The sequence below is a fragment of the Pseudoalteromonas sp. meg-B1 genome (genome assembly GCF_003173795.1).
Taxonomy (GTDB): domain Bacteria; phylum Pseudomonadota; class Gammaproteobacteria; order Enterobacterales; family Alteromonadaceae; genus Pseudoalteromonas; species Pseudoalteromonas undina.
In genome coordinates this window covers 71,722-89,349 of record NZ_QGQU01000001.1, presented here as the reverse complement: position 1 = coordinate 89,349, position 17,628 = coordinate 71,722, and the positions used below count along the sequence as shown (strand labels likewise).

The 17,628-nt window shown below is 37.1% G+C and carries 21 protein-coding genes and 1 tRNA gene; 8 read left to right on the top strand and 14 right to left on the bottom strand.

The window, feature by feature from the left end:
* The first annotated feature begins 25 nt into the window (after positions 1 to 25).
* Positions 26 to 2,143, top strand: coding sequence for a winged helix-turn-helix domain-containing protein (locus DK924_RS00445; protein ID WP_109874071.1), 2,118 nt, complete (start codon positions 26 to 28; stop codon positions 2,141 to 2,143).
* 115 nt (positions 2,144 to 2,258) lie between these two features.
* Positions 2,259 to 2,588 carry a 5-carboxymethyl-2-hydroxymuconate Delta-isomerase gene (locus tag DK924_RS00440; protein WP_008114843.1) on the top strand — a complete coding sequence of 110 codons (330 nt, stop codon included), beginning with the start codon at positions 2,259 to 2,261 and terminating at the stop codon, positions 2,586 to 2,588.
* A gap of 84 nt (positions 2,589 to 2,672) precedes the next feature.
* Here DK924_RS00440 and DK924_RS00435 read toward each other — a convergent pair whose 3' ends face one another.
* The gene (locus tag DK924_RS00435; protein ID WP_109874070.1) at positions 2,673 to 4,550 is read right to left on the bottom strand and encodes a methyl-accepting chemotaxis protein; all 1,878 of its coding nucleotides are present in this window, start codon (positions 4,548 to 4,550) and stop codon (positions 2,673 to 2,675) included.
* Between the two features lie 470 nt (positions 4,551 to 5,020).
* Here DK924_RS00435 and DK924_RS00430 point away from each other — a divergent pair, with 470 nt between their 5' ends.
* Positions 5,021 to 6,337: a tyrosine-type recombinase/integrase gene (locus DK924_RS00430; RefSeq protein ID WP_109874069.1), complete on the top strand. Its 1,317-nt coding sequence runs from the start codon at positions 5,021 to 5,023 to the stop codon at positions 6,335 to 6,337.
* A gap of 72 nt (positions 6,338 to 6,409) precedes the next feature.
* Here DK924_RS00430 and DK924_RS00425 read toward each other — a convergent pair whose 3' ends face one another.
* From DK924_RS00425 to DK924_RS00395, 7 genes are all read right to left on the bottom strand, one after another.
* On the bottom strand, positions 6,410 to 6,844 hold the full coding sequence (locus DK924_RS00425; RefSeq protein WP_109874068.1) for a protein-export chaperone SecB: 435 nt from the start codon (positions 6,842 to 6,844) through the stop codon (positions 6,410 to 6,412).
* Positions 6,845 to 6,847: 3 nt separating this feature from the next.
* On the bottom strand, positions 6,848 to 7,144 hold the full coding sequence (locus tag DK924_RS00420) for a hypothetical protein (RefSeq protein WP_109874067.1): 297 nt from the start codon (positions 7,142 to 7,144) through the stop codon (positions 6,848 to 6,850).
* On the bottom strand, positions 7,137 to 7,682 hold the full coding sequence (locus DK924_RS00415) for a hypothetical protein (protein WP_146199360.1): 546 nt from the start codon (positions 7,680 to 7,682) through the stop codon (positions 7,137 to 7,139). Before DK924_RS00415 ends, DK924_RS00420 begins: the two co-directional genes overlap by 8 nt.
* A 560-nt stretch (positions 7,683 to 8,242) precedes the next feature.
* Positions 8,243 to 9,004, bottom strand: a complete 762-nt coding sequence (locus DK924_RS00410) for a replication initiator protein A (RefSeq protein WP_258306439.1) — start codon at positions 9,002 to 9,004, stop codon at positions 8,243 to 8,245.
* Positions 9,005 to 9,060: 56 nt separating this feature from the next.
* Positions 9,061 to 9,261, bottom strand: a complete 201-nt coding sequence (locus tag DK924_RS00405) for an AlpA family transcriptional regulator (protein ID WP_109874064.1) — start codon at positions 9,259 to 9,261, stop codon at positions 9,061 to 9,063.
* 506 nt (positions 9,262 to 9,767) lie between these two features.
* Entirely contained in the window at positions 9,768 to 10,145 is a 378-nt protein-coding gene (locus tag DK924_RS00400; protein ID WP_109874063.1) for a hypothetical protein, read from the bottom strand.
* A gap of 77 nt (positions 10,146 to 10,222) precedes the next feature.
* On the bottom strand, positions 10,223 to 10,432 hold the full coding sequence (locus DK924_RS00395) for a hypothetical protein (RefSeq protein ID WP_109874874.1): 210 nt from the start codon (positions 10,430 to 10,432) through the stop codon (positions 10,223 to 10,225).
* 71 nt (positions 10,433 to 10,503) lie between these two features.
* Between DK924_RS00395 and DK924_RS00390 the strand changes: the two genes are divergently transcribed.
* Positions 10,504 to 10,767, top strand: a complete 264-nt coding sequence (locus DK924_RS00390; protein ID WP_109874873.1) for a helix-turn-helix domain-containing protein — start codon at positions 10,504 to 10,506, stop codon at positions 10,765 to 10,767.
* Positions 10,768 to 10,795: 28 nt separating this feature from the next.
* On the opposite strand, the gene DK924_RS00385 is transcribed toward DK924_RS00390, so the two are convergent.
* Positions 10,796 to 11,623, bottom strand: a complete 828-nt coding sequence (locus DK924_RS00385; RefSeq protein ID WP_109874062.1) for a hypothetical protein — start codon at positions 11,621 to 11,623, stop codon at positions 10,796 to 10,798.
* 499 nt (positions 11,624 to 12,122) lie between these two features.
* On the opposite strand from DK924_RS00385, the gene DK924_RS00380 reads away from it, so the two are divergent.
* Entirely contained in the window at positions 12,123 to 12,344 is a 222-nt protein-coding gene (locus DK924_RS00380) for a hypothetical protein (protein WP_109874061.1), read from the top strand.
* Positions 12,337 to 13,218 carry a site-specific integrase gene (locus DK924_RS00375; RefSeq protein WP_109874060.1) on the top strand — a complete coding sequence of 294 codons (882 nt, stop codon included), beginning with the start codon at positions 12,337 to 12,339 and terminating at the stop codon, positions 13,216 to 13,218. The genes DK924_RS00380 and DK924_RS00375 overlap by 8 nt, the downstream gene beginning before the upstream one ends.
* Before the next feature lie 32 nt (positions 13,219 to 13,250).
* Here DK924_RS00375 and DK924_RS00370 read toward each other — a convergent pair whose 3' ends face one another.
* The 4 genes from DK924_RS00370 to DK924_RS00355 all read right to left on the bottom strand — a co-directional run bounded on the left by DK924_RS00370 (position 13,251) and on the right by DK924_RS00355 (position 15,108).
* Positions 13,251 to 13,766 carry a hypothetical protein gene (locus DK924_RS00370; protein WP_109874059.1) on the bottom strand — a complete coding sequence of 172 codons (516 nt, stop codon included), beginning with the start codon at positions 13,764 to 13,766 and terminating at the stop codon, positions 13,251 to 13,253.
* A gap of 194 nt (positions 13,767 to 13,960) precedes the next feature.
* A tRNA-Ile gene (locus tag DK924_RS00365) sits at positions 13,961 to 14,037 on the bottom strand.
* A gap of 277 nt (positions 14,038 to 14,314) precedes the next feature.
* Entirely contained in the window at positions 14,315 to 14,473 is a 159-nt protein-coding gene (locus DK924_RS00360) for a YqaE/Pmp3 family membrane protein (protein ID WP_008466367.1), read from the bottom strand.
* 65 nt (positions 14,474 to 14,538) lie between these two features.
* Positions 14,539 to 15,108 (bottom strand): BON domain-containing protein, encoded by a 570-nt coding sequence (locus DK924_RS00355; RefSeq protein ID WP_109874058.1) that lies wholly within the window; start codon positions 15,106 to 15,108, stop codon positions 14,539 to 14,541.
* Positions 15,109 to 15,422: 314 nt separating this feature from the next.
* On the opposite strand from DK924_RS00355, the gene DK924_RS00350 reads away from it, so the two are divergent.
* On the top strand, positions 15,423 to 16,088 hold the full coding sequence (locus tag DK924_RS00350; protein ID WP_008466362.1) for a LiaF domain-containing protein: 666 nt from the start codon (positions 15,423 to 15,425) through the stop codon (positions 16,086 to 16,088).
* 46 nt (positions 16,089 to 16,134) lie between these two features.
* On the opposite strand, the gene DK924_RS00345 is transcribed toward DK924_RS00350, so the two are convergent.
* The gene (locus DK924_RS00345) at positions 16,135 to 16,551 is read right to left on the bottom strand and encodes a VOC family protein (protein WP_010391753.1); all 417 of its coding nucleotides are present in this window, start codon (positions 16,549 to 16,551) and stop codon (positions 16,135 to 16,137) included.
* Positions 16,552 to 16,787: 236 nt separating this feature from the next.
* On the opposite strand from DK924_RS00345, the gene suhB reads away from it, so the two are divergent.
* A complete protein-coding gene (gene suhB, locus DK924_RS00340; RefSeq protein WP_054202669.1) occupies positions 16,788 to 17,591 on the top strand; it encodes an inositol-1-monophosphatase in 804 nt (267 codons plus the stop codon).
* Positions 17,592 to 17,628 lie beyond the last annotated feature (37 nt).

The following is a 17,628-nucleotide window of genomic DNA, read 5'->3' as shown; positions in this document are numbered from 1 at the left end:
AGGAAGAGGTTTAAATACACATACTATGAATACTCAACAGCCTTTTTCAATTGGAAGTTGCCAAATATCGGCGTTTGAAAATAAGCTGTTTTGTGCTGATAAAGCCTGTATTTTACAACCTAAATTTATAGAGCTGCTGACCTACTTAGTAGCGTGTTATCCAAATCCGGTGAGTCGGGAACAACTAATCGAAAACGTATGGGATGGTAATCAATATGTGGGTGAGAAAGCACTCACTAATGCCATATGGCACCTTCGTAAAAGCTTTAAAGAGCTTGACCCCGACAACACCTACATAGAAACACTGCGTAAAACAGGTTATCGCTTAGTGCAAAAACCAATAATGCCAAACGCGCAGAACAGTATTAATACATCCTCTACTCGCCCTAAATATATTTTCGCTGTAGTCATGGCTATCGTGGTCTTGTTATTCGCTGGAGTCTGGGGTTACAACGCTTTTAGCGATGAAAATAAGCCACTTGCGCTATCGCAACAAGCAGAGCGCTTATACGATCATGTTGAAACCATTACTACCAGCCCTGGACGAGAGCTATTCCCTGCTATATCCAGCGACAGTCACTTTTTAGCATATTCTTGGCGCCGCCCTGGTCATAAAGCAAATTTATACTTACGTGATTTACATTTACCCGAACAAGCTGCAATAGCACTTACCGACACCCCATTCATTGAAGGGCGAGCGGTATTTAGCTCTGACTTAACCTTTATTTATTATTATCGCCGTATATCTGGTCAAGGCTGTGAGGTTATTCAGCAAAATATTGCCTCGGGAAATACCACTATTTTAGGACAATGCGGCAGCAAAGCGAGTACCGATATAGACATAAATGCCCTAGGCACTAAACTGGTTTATATTAGTGAAGATGATGAAAATAATCTGACTCAACTTAACCTTGTTGATTTAACCTCATCGCCATACACAATTACTCAAATACCTTGTATTTCAGCATGCCAATATAACGATGAGTCGGTTGTGTTCTCCCCAGATGCAACTCAACTTGTAGTATCTCGTAACTTACCAACGGGGTTTGAAGAATTATTTTTAATCGATATAAAAACAGGCAATGCAGAGCAGTTAACTACTGGGTTTATTGATATGAGAGGCGTTGATTGGCACCCCTCTAAGGCGCAACTCGTTTTTTCTGGTGTAAAAAAAGGTAAACGCCAAGGGTACTTTTACAACCTTAAAACACAACAAATGATCAATGCCCGCATAGATGGCTTAAGCTACCCAGAATTTGCCAGTGATGGCAGTTTGTATTTTCATCAGTGGAATATAGACTCGGCTTTAATGCGTTTAGAGGTTAATAATGCGGTTGTAAGCTCTCCTTTCCCAGTATTATCGAGCCATTTTAGTACCCGCTTTCCTAATTATAATAAAACCAGAAACAAACTCGCGTTTGTCTCTAATGAGTCGGGCTCAATGGAGTTGTGGACCGCAAAAAAAGACGGTACATCTCGAAAGCAGCTCACTAATCTCAATGCCAATATTTACCACCCAGTATGGTCGCCTGATGGTGATTATATTGCTTTTGTTGCCTCGCACCCTAGTGGTCATGCGTTATACCTGTATGACTTTAATAAACAAACCAGTGAATTATTACCTACGGGCTTTAGCGATCATGGTAAACCGAGCTGGGCTGCAGACAGTAAAAGCGTATTAGTCTCTGATGATCAGCACGTGTATCGCTTCGATTTAAATGGTAATAAACTCGAACAAGCCATAGATTCACCAACATTATATGCTTATGAAAACAAGCAAGGCGCTTTAGTTTTTGCCAACCAAGCAACTAATCAATTATGGATCAAAGATCCTGATAGCCAAACTGAGCAACCACTGGTTAGCGAAATTAATTTATCTAATCATAATTCGTGGTACTTTTTTGAAGGCGACACCTTAGCGACATCGCGTATTTACTATTTTAATGTAAAACAAGGTGATTACCGTTTGAGTTATTACGACTTCTCAACCAAAAGCCATCATGACGTTATACGCCTCCCCGAACGCGCATTTAGTCGTACCTCTGGCTTAACCTATATTTCAAATACCAACTGGCTGGTATACTCTTCGTATAAGTCACCACAAATTGACATAAAACGTATCAACCAAAAATATTTGCTCTAAAAGCAACAGCCTGAACTATGCTAAGCCAAATTTTTAAAAATTAAGCTCCATAGGGTTAGCGTGTACAAACCCGTTTGGTATAATTAAACAAACCAATCTAAAGAGGATACGCTAAATGCCACACATCATTATTGAACACTCAGAAGATCTGCCTTTATTACCTCAGGTTCTAGTGGAAAAAATCCACACAACAACATTTGAAAGTGGCTTATTTGATTTAGAAACAATAAAAACTCGTGCGATTGCGTATCAACATTACCAATTAGGTGTGGGTAAAGAAGGGTTTATTCATATTGCTGTACATATTATGGCTGGGCGCTCTATTGAGCAAAAACAGAAACTAAGTGAGCAGTTACTAGCGTGCCTACAAACATATTGCAGAGCCTCTGATAGCTTAAGCGTTAATATTTACGAAATGAATCACGAGATTTATCGTAAAAATTAACGGCTATTAAAACATCATAGTTATAGGCAAGTGCTCTATAACTATGATGGTATCCCCGCTCTGCTAATTTTTATAAAACCGCGGTTAAAGCGTAAACTTACCTAGTAAATCCCTTAAAATATTCGACTCTTTATTTAAACCATTACAAAGCTGCTCTGACTTTTTCATATTTTCTTTGGTTTGCTCTGCCGAGTCGGAGATCATTACAATATTTTGGCTAATTTCTGAGGTTGCTAACGTTTGCTCTCGCGTTGCTGTAGCCACTGAGTTATTTAACTCGCTTAACAGTACAATTTCCTGTGAAATACCATTTAATGTATGGCCTGTTTCTTTTAATCGTTCGGCATTTTCTAAAGTGTTTTTGCTGCCCAATTCAATCGCAGTTACCGTGCTTGAAGCTTTAGCATTTAACGAAGCAATCATCTCATTAATTTGCTCTGTAGACTCCGCAGTACGCTGTGCAAGCGTTCTCACTTCATCAGCAACTACTGCAAAGCCACGCCCTTGCTCTCCAGCTCTCGCCGCTTCAATTGCCGCATTTAACGCCAATAAGTTAGTTTGCTCAGAAATCCCTTTAATGACATCCAATACATGAGAAATTGATTTAATCTCTGTCGAGAGCTCTAACACCGAAGCCACAGAATTGGCCATCGATGCTTCTAACTGTTCCATTTGTTTAATTGTGCTTTGCACAAAACCAACGCCTTTATGCGTCGTTTCTTCGGTTTTAGTCGCAATATCTGCCGCATTGCTGGCACTACCAGAAATATCCTGAACCGTAACTTCCATCTCATTAACCGCTGCCGCCACCGTTTGTGTACTCGATGACTGTACCTCAGCTAAATTAGCTGCTCCTTGTACTTGCTCAAGTACATCTTGGGAAATACCTTTAACATGAATTGCCGACTCAGAAACCTGTTTAAACATATAATGTAACTGCTCTAAAAACAGATTAAACTTAATCGCCAAGTCTGAAATTTCATTATTATCGTCAGTAGGAAGTCGCGCTGTTAAATCGCCATCTTTTTCTGTTAACGCATTCACTGCTGAAGTAATGTTTTCGATTGGCCTAAATATTTGCCCTACCAACACGCGTGCTGACGCTAAACCGACAAGAGCAATAATTACACCAAAAATGATATTAGTATTAATAGCACTATTAATTGGGCCATATAATTGCTCTTGGGGAATTTCAGCAACTAGATGCCAACCTAATGAGTTTACAGGCGTACTTGATACAACATAGTCATCACCATCAATTACTTTACTTTGAATTGCCCCATTTTTAATGGGTGCCAAGTCAACAGATTGCCCAATTTTAGTTTTATTACCATGCAACATAATCTCGCCACTACCAGAGACCAAATAAACAATGCCGCCCTCTCCTATTCTATATTCACTTATGAGATCCACCATAGAATCGAGCGAACGGCCTATTCCGGCAATTCCTTGTCGTTGCCCATCAAGCTCAATGGCATAATTAATAAATACCATCACCTCAGAGCTGCCTTTATCTATGTCGAGCGCTACTTCAAATGGTCTATCCGATGCTAAAAAAGCATCAAACCAAGTATCACTACTATCTATTTGCCTGGAAATACCCTCATCGGTGTAATAGTTACGGGAGTTTTTAGAAATAATATATGCGTTACTGGCTTGGTTTTTATTTTTTATATGTTTGAGGTAATCAATAAATTTACCTCGACTTTGCGCATCTTCATTATTATTCATCCATTGCTGCACAAATAAGTTTTGCGCTATTTCTTTGCCTACAACAATAGGTGTAGAAAGTTCCAGCTCTATTTGGCTTTTAACTTCACTAAGCGCAGTCGGTAAATCTACTTTTGCTAGTTTTTCTTCTGTATTTGAGCGAATACTATTGGAAAAGATTAGAGTAGATATTGCTAAAGGAGCAACAACAGCCAGAATAAGGCTGAGGTATACTTTTCGTTTTAATAACATAGAGCACCTAAGGGGTAACTAAGCAGTATTTTATATACCGCACACAATTAACAGTAGCGACATTAAAGGGCATAAAGTAAAGATTTTTATAATAAAACCCCATAACACTTTAATAGTAGATTCAACTGTGTTTATTGCAATGTATTCAATAGAATTAATAAAAAAATCAGTGTACTGGTGAAAAATACGATAGAAATAACAAAAGCGAATTTTATAAACTAGGAAAATGAGTTTTTATTTACTTGGAAAGTTTGTAAAAGTGGTGGCCCCTCCCAGACTCGAACTGGGGACCTAACGATTATGAGTTGCAAAACAAGGACTTACTACGAGTTACTTTTTGATATAGCTATTTACTAATTTTCATAGTTATATCATGGGGTTATTGAATAAACCCTACCTCTGATGCATAAATCATTATGTATTTCAGAACGTTAAATTTTACGTTCAAAGTAGCACAGAGGTAGCACCACATGTCAGACACAAAATTTCGCTTCACAGAATTGTCGCTTGAAAAGATAGAATCAAACGGTAAACGCACTCGCTATTATGACAATCTATTGTCAGGACTCATTTTAGATGTAGGCGTAGCTGGTAGAAAATCATTTAGAGTTTATAAAAAGATACCAGGGAGAGATACTCCTATTAATGTCACCCTTGGTTACTTTCCATCAATTGCACTCGATGATGCAAGGCGAATGGCTAGAAAGGTAATGGCAGATATAGCTGAGGGTATTAATCCTAATGACCTTAAGCGCCAGTTTAGAGCGGCTTCAGTTACCTTGAAAGAAGCTTTTGATTCATACATCGAATCTAGAGATCTCAAGCCTATAACTGAAAGAGGTTATAAACAAAAAATGGACTGCTATCTACCGGACTGGCATAACAAGCGCTTAGCCGATATTAATCAAACAATGATTTTAAAGCGCCAACGAGAAATCACCTCAAGAAGCCCTGCTCAGGCAAATTATACCATGCGCCTAATGCATGCTTTATTTAACTTTGCTAAAGCTGAATACAAGTCTTCAGAAGGTCGTTCACTATTTCCAGAAAACCCTGTAGATGCTCTTTCTGAAAAACGTAGTTGGAATAATATAAAACGTAAAACAAGACGGCTGCGCCGTTCACAGCTAAAACCTTTTGTAGATGCATTATATGAAGTTAGAAATGAAGCTGCCAAATATCGTCAAAATACTCGCGTTGGTTTTTGTGATTACCTAGAATTTTTAACCTTTTCAGGCCTGAGAAGGTCTGAGCTACTGCAACTTCCATGGTCACAAGTACATCTTGAAGATAGGATATTCATTTTAGAAGATACAAAAAATGGCTTAGATGTTGAGTTTCCTATAACGGATCGCTTAGCTGAGATATTTCGTCGACGAAAAGAGTACAAAGTATCTGACTATGTGTTTGGAACAAAAAGTAACAAAGGCTACCTCACTGATCCTAAAAAAACATTGAAACATGTATGCCAAATTGCAGGAGTAAAAATCACTTCGCATGATTTGCGCCGCACATTTACATCAATGGCAGAGAGTAGCGGAGTGTCAGGATACCTCCTTAAACGCCTTCTAAACCATATTACAGATAAAAGTGATGTAACTGCTGGCTATTTAATTTTAACCGCTGAGGAGCTTAAAGAGCCTGCAGAAAAAGTAACAGAAACAATAGCCAAATATGCAGGTTTGATTGAACAAAAGCCTAACGATCAAATGAGTGAAATGAAAAGTCTGTTGGCCAACTTAACTAAGGAACAAAAAGTTGAGCTGATGAGCACTTTGCTAAATTAATATTAAATTGTAGAAATTAATTATCTTGTATATGTAAGGTAAAATGCAAAAGAAGGTAAGAAAGATAAAAATCTACTTACCTTCTATATTAATTTTAAAGGTAGGAACTTCAAATAGTGGAAGTATCAAACCTTCAAAGCCAGCTCTAGAAGTCAAAGAGTGAACATGTTCACGTAAATATGGATATAAAATTAAAGGAGCATTCTTATCAGCCCAACTATCAATATATTTTGTTGGAAACTTATCACCAATGTGAAACAAACACAGAAGTTCTACGTGTAAGCTGAATGGTGAATCATCCTCCTTACTGTCTATTTTAATACCAGCCTTTACTGCTATTTCTCTCTTATCTTCGTTGTAATCAGAGAAACCGCTATACAAACTAAACGATCCCTCATCAGGAAGTTTATTTTGATCCTTTTCCGTTGCAATCTCTAAGCATAATTTCAGAACTTTTAGATCAACTAACTGAATTGGATGTAAGTTATATTTTCCTTTATCACTCATAGTTTATGCAGCCAGTAAATAAATATCATCATTTGCAGCCTCTTCAGCCAGCTCAATGCAAGCTAAGGAGATGTTCTCAGTATTAAAAGCAAAAGACATATAGTCTTCTACTTCTAAAAAAGTTATTGAATATTTATTTCGAAAAGAATTTAAATGGAAGTTAAGAAAATCTTCACTATCAACAATAGCCGTAGAGATTAAGCCGCCTTTTGCTTTCTCAAATTGCTCTTGCAACTCTTCGTCGGAAGTATTATCTAATTTTAAAATAACTCTATCAAGTGCTTCTAATAATTTATCCATTGCCTAACTCCTCCAAACATCTAACCTCTATAGTCGAAACATCTTTGACTATATAACACGAAGGCTGCCCTGTAATATCTTGAGGTAAAGTTTTTTCAAACTTCTTTGGGGCTTGAACCTTCACATGTATCCCTTTAAATTCTATACCAAGTTCGCTTTCTAATTCCTGAACGAACATATCATACATAGTACAAAGCTTTTCATCCTCTTCACCTTCAAGTTTAGCATAAGCTTTTGTACTGTACTCTATGAATTTCTCTCTAATTGCCTGGTGCTCAAGATCGAGAAAATGGTCTTCAGATATACTTATTCCGCTTAAAATGACAGCACAATTGGAATCTGAATCCTTTGAATAATCACCTTTACGGTGGGAGTACCGCCACCAAGCCATAGCTAGGCTTTTCGCATAAGACTCTAAACTTTGGTTAAGGTATCCCCAAAAATAAACACCGTTACCACGGCGGCCATTGCTTGCGTTAAAGCCATTCCCGCAGATACTTCTTGCTCTTGAAACACAAGTTCCGTGTGCGCCATTCATTGTATAACAGTAATGCTATTAAAATCGTTAACCTATCATAACAGTTAATTAATTGATAATAAACGTGTATAAATACATTTTAATTACGAGCAATTAGCGAAAGAATGATTGGCTTTTCCGCCTTTAAATGCCTTCTATAGCTACGATTAGGTTAAGCTTTAAGATCTTTTAACTATCTATAAAATCGATATTAATCTCTATAAAAAAGCATTATGTATAAATAATTGTTAAAACTAAATTTCGTTCTTTGTTGTCTTAGCTTTTTTCCTGTTATAGATGACTTTATTAAAATATAAGCACTTTTCTTAAACAAAACAGAAACACCTACTGAATAGGCTTACATTTGTCTGAACTAGTACTTTAAGAAGTCACAACCCATTAATGCGTTTATTTCTATATTTATAAATACGTTTAGTGCTTTTCCCTGTTTAGGGCATTAAGTATACAGCTAATACAGGGGCTACAAGGGATATAAAAAATCAAAAGTACGAATCAAAAAAGTTAAAGGTACGACAGCTTTCATCAAAAGTACGATACTATTCAAGATCAAAAGTACGACACTAACCTGTGTTTATCCTTTTCATAAAAAGTTCGGAGTTAAGTTTTGCGAGTTCCATCCTTCCACTTTCAGTATCACGAAAAATAAATAAGCTGTCGCCTTCAACCTTCAATAGGTAATCGAGTATTTTTTCTATTTTTTTAAGCCGCTTTTTTAAATCTGACAATGACGATTTAATACCAATTCTTTCTCGTAAGTTATCTAGTTTTATAACTTGCTTAGAAGGCCTACCGCAGCGCTTCCGGCAAACTTCATAAAGTCTGCGATCAAATGGTTTGGATAATTGAAAGTAACCTTCATGTAAAGTTAAGACATCATTGTCATCAATCGACTCAATGAGCCAATCGGGCAATGTTACTTGCCAGCAACTTAAACCACGATCTTCAATTAACTTAAAGCCTTCGATGAGACCCATACTTTCCAAAAATCTTCGGCCATTAAACTTATAATCAGTAGTGATTAAAGTTCCTGCGAGTCGATATAAAGCCTTTTCAACAAGTTTGTACTCTTTTCCTGATGTTCCTCTCCCTGTTGCCTTTAGGAGATCATAAGTGTTTAAGCGAATCGTGTTACTAAGCTCTAACTTAGCATTTTTTGCAGCCATGATATGGCTCAAGCAATAAATGAGTATTTCTTTATCTTTGATAGTTGCTCGACCTTGTACGCTTGGAACGATTTTTATCGATACACCTTTATATGAAAAATCCAAAACATCTTTAGACTTGCCGTCTAATGCAAACACAGGCCACACCATTGAAAACATATCTGATTTCAAATTGACATGAGTCATTTTGCATTCGAAATACGCCATAGCTAGCGTTACTTGTTTCTTGGTTGAGAAGCTAACCAGTTGTGAAAGTCTTCAACAGGGAAGAGTAATCGAGCGCCAATTTTAATATATGGCGGTAATGGGTAATTTCCACAGCCTTGTTTGTTCTTAGAGATTTGATTAAAAAGAGCTTGTTTGCTGATAAAAAGTAAGTCGGCTACTTCTTCTGAACGATAAAATACCTTTTCCATTATATTGACCTCAAAGCGTAAGCGTTAAGCTCAATTATTAGCTCAACACATTATTAATTAGTTGAGCGATAATGGTAATTAAGTGATCAGATAGTTGTCTTTGAAAAGCTAGGGGAACTTTCAGGGGGTTTTTGATGTTTTAGGGACAAAGTGAAAAGGCTTAGTAAACAAAAAATAGTAACATTATGATTTTTATATATATTATTTTTTAAGTGGGGATTGACTAGTAAAAACACCTACAAAAAAATTTTCTTGATAATCTTTTTAAGTAAGCTTTTGGAGAGGTCTACGCAATATCACTTACATTTAAGATAAAACAAAATAGCGAAGAAGACCATAAGACTTAGAATCAAAGCGCAACCAACTAATAAGGGAGCCATGTCTAAATTTTGTCTTATTTAATTGCTGTGAATAGGTCATTTTTCAGCTTGTCGTAGCGCGAATGGCTAACACTATTAAAACCCACACTTGGAGCCATTCATATAAAGTCATAATTACAGTCTCTGCTAATGCTTTTCACTTGAGTATAGAAAAGATCCTTCCCAATTATACAAAGCAATAATCCACTCCCTAATATTTTGTTGCTTCTGCTCATTACAACCCATGAAGGGGAAGGTGATTTTTTTGCTTCGGGATTTGAAATAACTAAAAGGTTCTAATCTAATATCCCAAACTTCACCCATTTCATTTGTCACGTCGAAAGCCAGCGCTTTCTGAGAAATCAAAGCAAAAAATATTTCCTGCTCTGATTGCATTTCTTTTTCAAATGATAGTCCTAATGGCTCACATTCAGCTTCGATACCAGTTAAGCGGCTTTTAAACTCAGCTACTACAGGGATAAATGGCCTTAGCTCAGCTTTTCTGTATAGCTCTAAAAGTAGCATTACATTACTCCTGAAATTAGGCATGCCTAATTTTGCTCACTATCCTGTTCTTTAAAGTTAGGCATACTTAACTATTTTTAGTAATAGGTGTCGTAAAGTTCACCACGTGATTGTGCATCTTCAGCTTCTTCACGCGACATAAATTCACCATCAGCGATAATATTGCCCATACCATCATTCAATTGTTCTAATTGCTCATTTTCTTTCGACGACTGCTCATCGCTTGTAAATATACTTACCAGCAAGTAGATAGCCCCGACTAATACACACACAAATGTTTCAAGCATATTCATTCCTCTCCAAATTCAAATTACCCACGAAAGCAAAAGCTAAGAAACTCTTAGTTTTCAAGTTAAGAATAATAAATAATGACGAATCACCATTTCCAAAGCGATTAAAAGAGGCAAGAAAAGCCAAAGGCTTATCACAAAAACAGCTAGGGATTTTAGCTGGCATGGATGAATTTGCAGCATCAGCAAGAATGAATCAATATGAAAAAGGTGTACATTCTCCAGACTTTAAAACAGTGAAAGCACTTGCTGATATTTTAGAAGTGCCCACTGCTTACTTGTATTGTATTGAGGGTGGATTAGCATTGATTATTTTAGAGTCTAGTTCTTAGGACAGAAGACGATAATCATTGAGATAAATTATTTATCGGACTTAGCTAGAGTAGCTAATGGCGCAGTACAATGATGCTTAAGCTGTTTATCATCATCTTTATCTAAATCATATCTTGGTGAACAAGCCAAATGTTTTCCCTTTTCATCAAAAATAATACTTTCTGTATTAGTGACAAAAATAAACTCTTTCTTACCCGTGTAAACGATTCTACCTTGTAAGTAATTACCATAAGCATCAATATAAACTGTACACCCCGAGACCTTACTATATTCTTCTTTTTTTACTTCTTTAAAAGGCCTACAAACACCATCCCCTATTAACTTAGCGCCATAAGACTGACCAGCCGAAAAGAATATTGATAAAATACCCCAAACAACCCACAGCAAGGTGGATATAGATATCATATAAATGATCAACCCTATAAATGCGAAAAAAGGATATGCGAACAATTTTTTTAAGCCACCAGGAATTTTTTTAAGCCAATTGAACACCCTACTTGGCTTATTTTTATTCTTTTTTGATAGTTTGTGCTCAAAAAATAAATACCAATAGAGAGCAACAATAAGACAAAGTACAGAAATACTTTCCCAACCCATTTTGAAAAACTTCGCTACCTCGTCCATCCAGTTCTCGTGCATAGTACGGATAGCAAACATAGTCATATGTGTAGTTTCTTGATTACTTAATTCAACATTTGAATTGCCTAATCCTATAACCTCTATAACTCCCTTCAAAAAGCTATAACCTGCATAATGATTAATAGCAGCAATTGCACCGCCTAAAATAGCTAAGATTGACAGTTTGGTCGCAATTCTCTCTATTGTTTCGCTTTTTCTTTTAGTCTCTTCAGTCATTCAATACTCCTTGTAATTGAAACTAATAATTATCATGCTTAAAAGTGTGAATGAAGTAATAAATCACTTTTAAGTTAATTAATTAAACCATTTCAAAATGAGGCATCATGAGCAATTGCCTCCTCTTTTCTGGGCTTCGCCCATCCCCCGCTATGTAGAAGCCTAAAATAGGCTTGAACATAGCGGGGGATGGGCTCTAGAGCATCTTATACGCAGATTTTTATTTGCAGATTGAAATATAAATTAAAGCTGCTAATCTAAATATTAATCAAGCCCTACGGGCAAGAAAAAAACAGGCGCTCTTCTGCTGCCTTCAACACGTTGTTACATTCTCTGTGACACCCATTTCAGAAGCTTTCAGCTTCATTATAAAACCAAGCCTTTTGATTTTTAGGCGCGATCAGTCCGAGCCTTACGCATGCGTAAAACAGGGGCGAATAGGCGTTAGCCGCTGAGCTTTATCAGCCAGTTTTTCTTACAATCACACCGGAGAATAACTATGACCTTTAATGCTAAAGCAGAAGCATTGCGCCTAAAGAATGAGAAAAAATTGATCAGTAAAAAACGATTTAAGCCATCCAAGCTCGATAAACATAAACAACGACTTCTAGCTCTTTACGAAGAAGATACGAATATAGCCAACCTACAAAGATGGCTCTTGCGTAAAGGAGTGAGAGCACATTGGACAACTGTAAAACGGTGGGTTGATAAAAATGCCTAAGTTCGCAAAACCAGAAACGCAAGCGGAAAAGCTGGCTAAAAACTTATTTAAGCACAAAATTATTAAATCTCTAGGTACTGCTCGAAGTTATAAAGCTGCACTTATAAAAATAGCTCGGTGGTCAAAAGATATTGGAATTAATGGTGTACAGGGTATGAGCCTTCAAGATGCTTATAAATATCTTGATTACCGCAGTGAGTTTGCAGGCCAAAAAACGCTGGATATGGAACGACAAGCAATTCAAGCTATGTTTAAACTCAACGGCAAACTTGGGCCTAAAGAAACACTGACTGTAATAAAATCTGAAAAAGAGATAATCGAAAAGTCTCGCGCCTACACTCCTGCTCAAGCTCATGCAATTAGTGAACACCAAACTAGAAAATATAATTTATCTACACAAATAGCCTACGCAGCAGGGTTAAGAGCCCATGAACTTTTAACGATTGCCAGAGTATCAGAGCGAAAAGCAGATAGCCGTCCAGCACTAGACAGCAAATGGCTTGGTCGAGAAGGTTGTATTTATACAGTGAAAGGCAAAGGTGGCCTAATCCGTGATGTACTAATACCTAACGCACTGGCTACACAACTAGAACAAAGGCGCTTAGCGCAGCCAATAACGGTTCGTGATAGGGAAATTAACTATTTGCAACGTTATGATATTGGTGGTGGTCATAAATGGTCATGCTCATTCTCAAAAGCATCTAGTCGAACACTCTTTTTTTCAAATGGCGGTCATGGCCTCAGGCATAGCTACGCACAAGAGAGAATGGTTGAGCTAAGGAGTTTCGGTTTAAGTAGGGCAATAGCTCTCGAGACAGTATCGCAAGAGCTAGGCCATTTCAGGGCTGAAATTACTGAGGTTTACTTGAGATAGAAATTCAGACCGTTAAATACACTTTTGTTTCGTTAAGTTTTGCAGAATTTTAAGTCTTTAAAATCTATTTCCTTTTTTTTCATTACTTTTGCTGACTCAAAGAAAATAAATAGTTTTTTCGATTTATTACTATCAAGAAGTTCCTTTTGCCCCTTCAAACTGAGAAAAGCAACTGATGTAGAATTAGGCTTTACCTCTCTATCTTCATGCAAGAGATTAAATTTTTGGTTTGTGGCTGTAAAGCCACTCAGCGTATTGCCTTTGAAATCAGCTTGTAGCCTCCGATTCACTTGAGAAATCAGTTCCAAATCTAAAAATTTTCCATCTTCACCAACTACACCAAACCCCTCCACAAAACAACTGGTCTGTCCCGTATTTAAGATAGTAAGCTTTAATGCATCAGCAGGCCCATCTGCTAAAGCCATTAAAACAACACTGTAGTCAATTTCAAATTTAGGCTTACCCCGCCTGTAAGTAAAAGTTGCAAGGGTTGCTCCATACAACGCAACTGTAAACATTAATATGTCTTTGATTAAAGTAGTATCCATACCTGTCCATCCATTTAAAAATTAATTGTTCATTTCTAGCTTAAAACTTATAACACATCTTATATAAAAATTATCAATATGAAATAAAACTTAAGATTCAAGATAAACAATCCATCTGCTATATTGAAAAGTAGCACAGAGGTAGCACAGGGTAATTTCGGTTAGTAGGTATTTACTTGGAAAGTATTTAAAAGTGGTGGCCCCTCCCAGACTCGAACTGGGGACCTAACGATTATGAGTCGTGTGCTCTAACCAACTGAGCTAAGGGGCCATCTTTGTATAACTGTAAGCAGTTAATTTTTGAAGCGTTTAGCCACAGAGCGACTAAAGCGGGTTGCAGTATAAAAAGTTTTTAGGGGCTTGTCACTAGCAAAAAGCTTTATTTTAACAATCAAAGGGCTAACTGCTCAAATAGTAAGCTTTTAGATTTATTGATGATGACTTCGAAGAAACGAACTCATTAAATAATAGTAGTCTGAGTAACTAATACACATACCTTACGATGGCAATTAGCAACTCAGTATTAAATGTATTACTGCGATATGGTGTTATTTTTTGGCGATAATATAAATCGCATGAATTAATCCTGGGAAATAGCCGAGCAAGGTTAGCAGAATATTTAACCAAAAGTGCATCCCTAGCCCCACCTGTAAAAATACACCCAGTGGTGGTAATAAAATAGAAAAAATAATTCTGATGATATCCATAATTTAACCCTTCTAACGTTAGCAAAGCAAAAAGCCCAGCAAGGCTGGGCTTTTAGTATAGTGTATTATTCTGCAATAACAGTTAATTCATCAACTACTTTGCGAACATCTTCAGCGTTCTTAGCAATTTCCATCGCTAATTGCTTTTCAGCATCAGACTCAACTGAACCTTTAAGAGTTACTACACCATTATCGGTATCAACATCAATGTCTGTACCACCTACTTCAGAATCAAATAAGTATCGCGTTGTGATGACTGTTGTGATTTTGGCATCGGTTAAATCACTTTCGGTATCGTTACCCATCATTTTAGAATCATGCTTCTTCATGTCGTTGTTTTTTACCACAGTTAGACTGTTTTCAACATCAGTTACACCATCTAGGCTTAGCACGAGTTCTTCAGCAAGTTCTTTATCTACATCGCTGTTTACTTTACCTGTCAGCATTACCTTGCCGTTTTTTACGTCCGTGTTGATATCAAAGTTGTTTAGATTGGTGTTCATCAGCAGTACTGTTTCTGCCTTTCCATCAATCCAAGCATCTTTGCTTTCGTTTTCCCAGCTGCTTGCTTGAGCGCCCATTGCGGTTGTTCCTAATACTAGGGCTGCAATCATAGACTTATTAAATGTTTTCATAATCGTTCTCCTTTTGATTAAAGACACTTGAACTAATGCGAACATCGGGCCAACTATTTTTACACTTAAATTTCAATAACTTAAATTAAAACTACCGATGCTGACTTAAACCTACGAAGTAAACATTTACAGACCATTGCGTAAAACTTTCTCGAATAGCGAAACTTACTAAATAATTGTATATTTGGTTAATCTGTCGTTAATATAATAAAGGATGAAAAAACAAAAAAACATAAAGCAATGATTTTAAATGAATTAATATTTGGTATAAGGCTTGCCTTGAACTAGCCAGCAACCTTAAAAGGATAATTTAAATGTCTGTTAAAATTGAAGACCGCCCTATCGAGCAAGTTCGTGAGCAAGTAATTGATCAACTCATTTATAATTACAGCCATGGTGTCATTTCTGTAGAAGCATTTGAGAGGCGCTTAGACGATGCAATGGCAGCGAGTGACAATAGCGCGCTTATGGCCCTTGTTGAAGATTTAACCTTAAATACTGACCAGCAATATAAGGCACAAAAACATTCTCAGTTTGCACCTAATTATAGTGCGCAGCATGAGACTGATGAAGAGCCACTTACATTAAGAAGCATTCTTGGTTCAAGTGAACGAAGCGGCCAATGGGTAGTGCCTCAAAACATTTATATAGAAAACTACATGGGGTCAATCAATCTTGATTTTACGGATGCTATTTTTACCCACCAACATGTCACTATTCACGTTAATTGTTACTTTGGCAGCGAAGAAATATATGTACCTGAGCACGTTAATGTAGTTTCTAAAATGTTTTGTATTTTAGGCAGTTTTGAAAATAAAACAGTTTCACTAAATAAGCGCCAAGGGCCAACGATTCAAATTGAAGGAAAAACTGTTTTAGGCTCTGTAGAAGTTAAAGTTAAACGCACTATTAAAGAAAAATTTATTAGCTTTGCAAATGATCTGAAAACTCAACTTGGCATGAATGGTAAACATTATTAAATATGCTAAACATTTGATGAAGCCAAAATAGTTGGCTTCATTCATATTATAAGTCGTTATTTCGCTCACTAGGTACATCACTCATATACTCTACAAACTCAACCTCAAACCCTGCGGGATCAATATAATAAATGTTCTTTCTAAATGGATTTACAGCGCCTTGCTTACTTATTGCAAAGCCCGCATGCTTTAAGCGCGCTATTACTTCATTTAAGTTATTGGTTACATAGGCAAAGTGTGCCAAGCCAATTTGATGCCCTGATAAGTCACGATTTTTCCCTTCACCGTGATCGCTTATAGCAATATATTGATCGTTATCACCAAAATGTACCCAGCGCCTTGCTTTACCATACCAAGTTCCTTCTCCCTCACTTCTAATTGACCAATAGGGAAACGCTGCTTGGTAAAACTTAAGCATGGCGTCTATATCACTTACAACTAAATTTACGTGTTCTAATTTCATAATTTTCTTCCTGTTAATTGAATATAGAACATCATAAAACCTCAAGCTCACTTTAGGTAAAGCGCTAATTTACAAATTTATTGCTTGTTTTTATTTCGATAAATATATCGAAAGATCATAGCTGTACAAAAAACACTCACAAGTATTTAGGCTTTATGGTTTACTTTATGGCAAAAACCGCTAAAATACGCCGGCTTAAATATATAAACGTTCTTTTACAACCCAAAGGTAATACCATGCATCCAATGTTAAACATTGCGGTTCGCGCTGCGCGTAACGCAGGCAAACTTATTCTTCGTGCAAGTGAAGATTTATCAAAAGTTGAAGTGCAACAAAAAGGCACCAACGATTTAGTTACTAACATTGATAAAGAAGCCGAAGCCGTAATTCGTGACACTATTTTACGTTCTTACCCTGATCACTGCATCGTTGGTGAAGAGTTAGGCGAACACAAAGGTAAGGATGCTGATTACCAATGGATTGTTGACCCACTTGATGGCACAACTAACTTCATCAAGGGTATCCCTCATTTCGCAGTATCTATTGCACTTAAAGTTAAAGGTCGTTTAGACCAAGCCGTAATTTACGATCCAATTCGTGGCGAGCTTTTCACTGCTTCTCGCGGTCAAGGCGCACAGTTAAACAGCAAACGTTTACGTGTATCTAAAACTGTTGAACTTGCTGGTTCTGTTCTTGCTACAGGCTTTCCTTTCAAACAAAAACATCACTTAGATGCATACTCTGAAGCGTTTAAAGCGTTATTTGTTCACACGGCTGATATTCGTCGTGCAGGCTCTGCTTCGCTAGATATGGCGTATGTTGCAGCGGGTCGTGTTGATGGCTTCTTTGAAATTGGTTTAAAACCTTGGGATACAGCAGCAGGCGAGCTATTAGTTAAAGAAGCTGGCGGCATGATTGTTGATTTTGCTGGCGGTAATAACTACAACGTGAGCGGTAACGTAATCTGTGGTGCACCTAAGCTAACACAGGCAATTGTTCGCGAAATGCGCCCAGTATTATCTGAGTCGCTATTACGTTAATCGTAATTACGTACTAAAAAAGGAGCCTAGGCTCCTT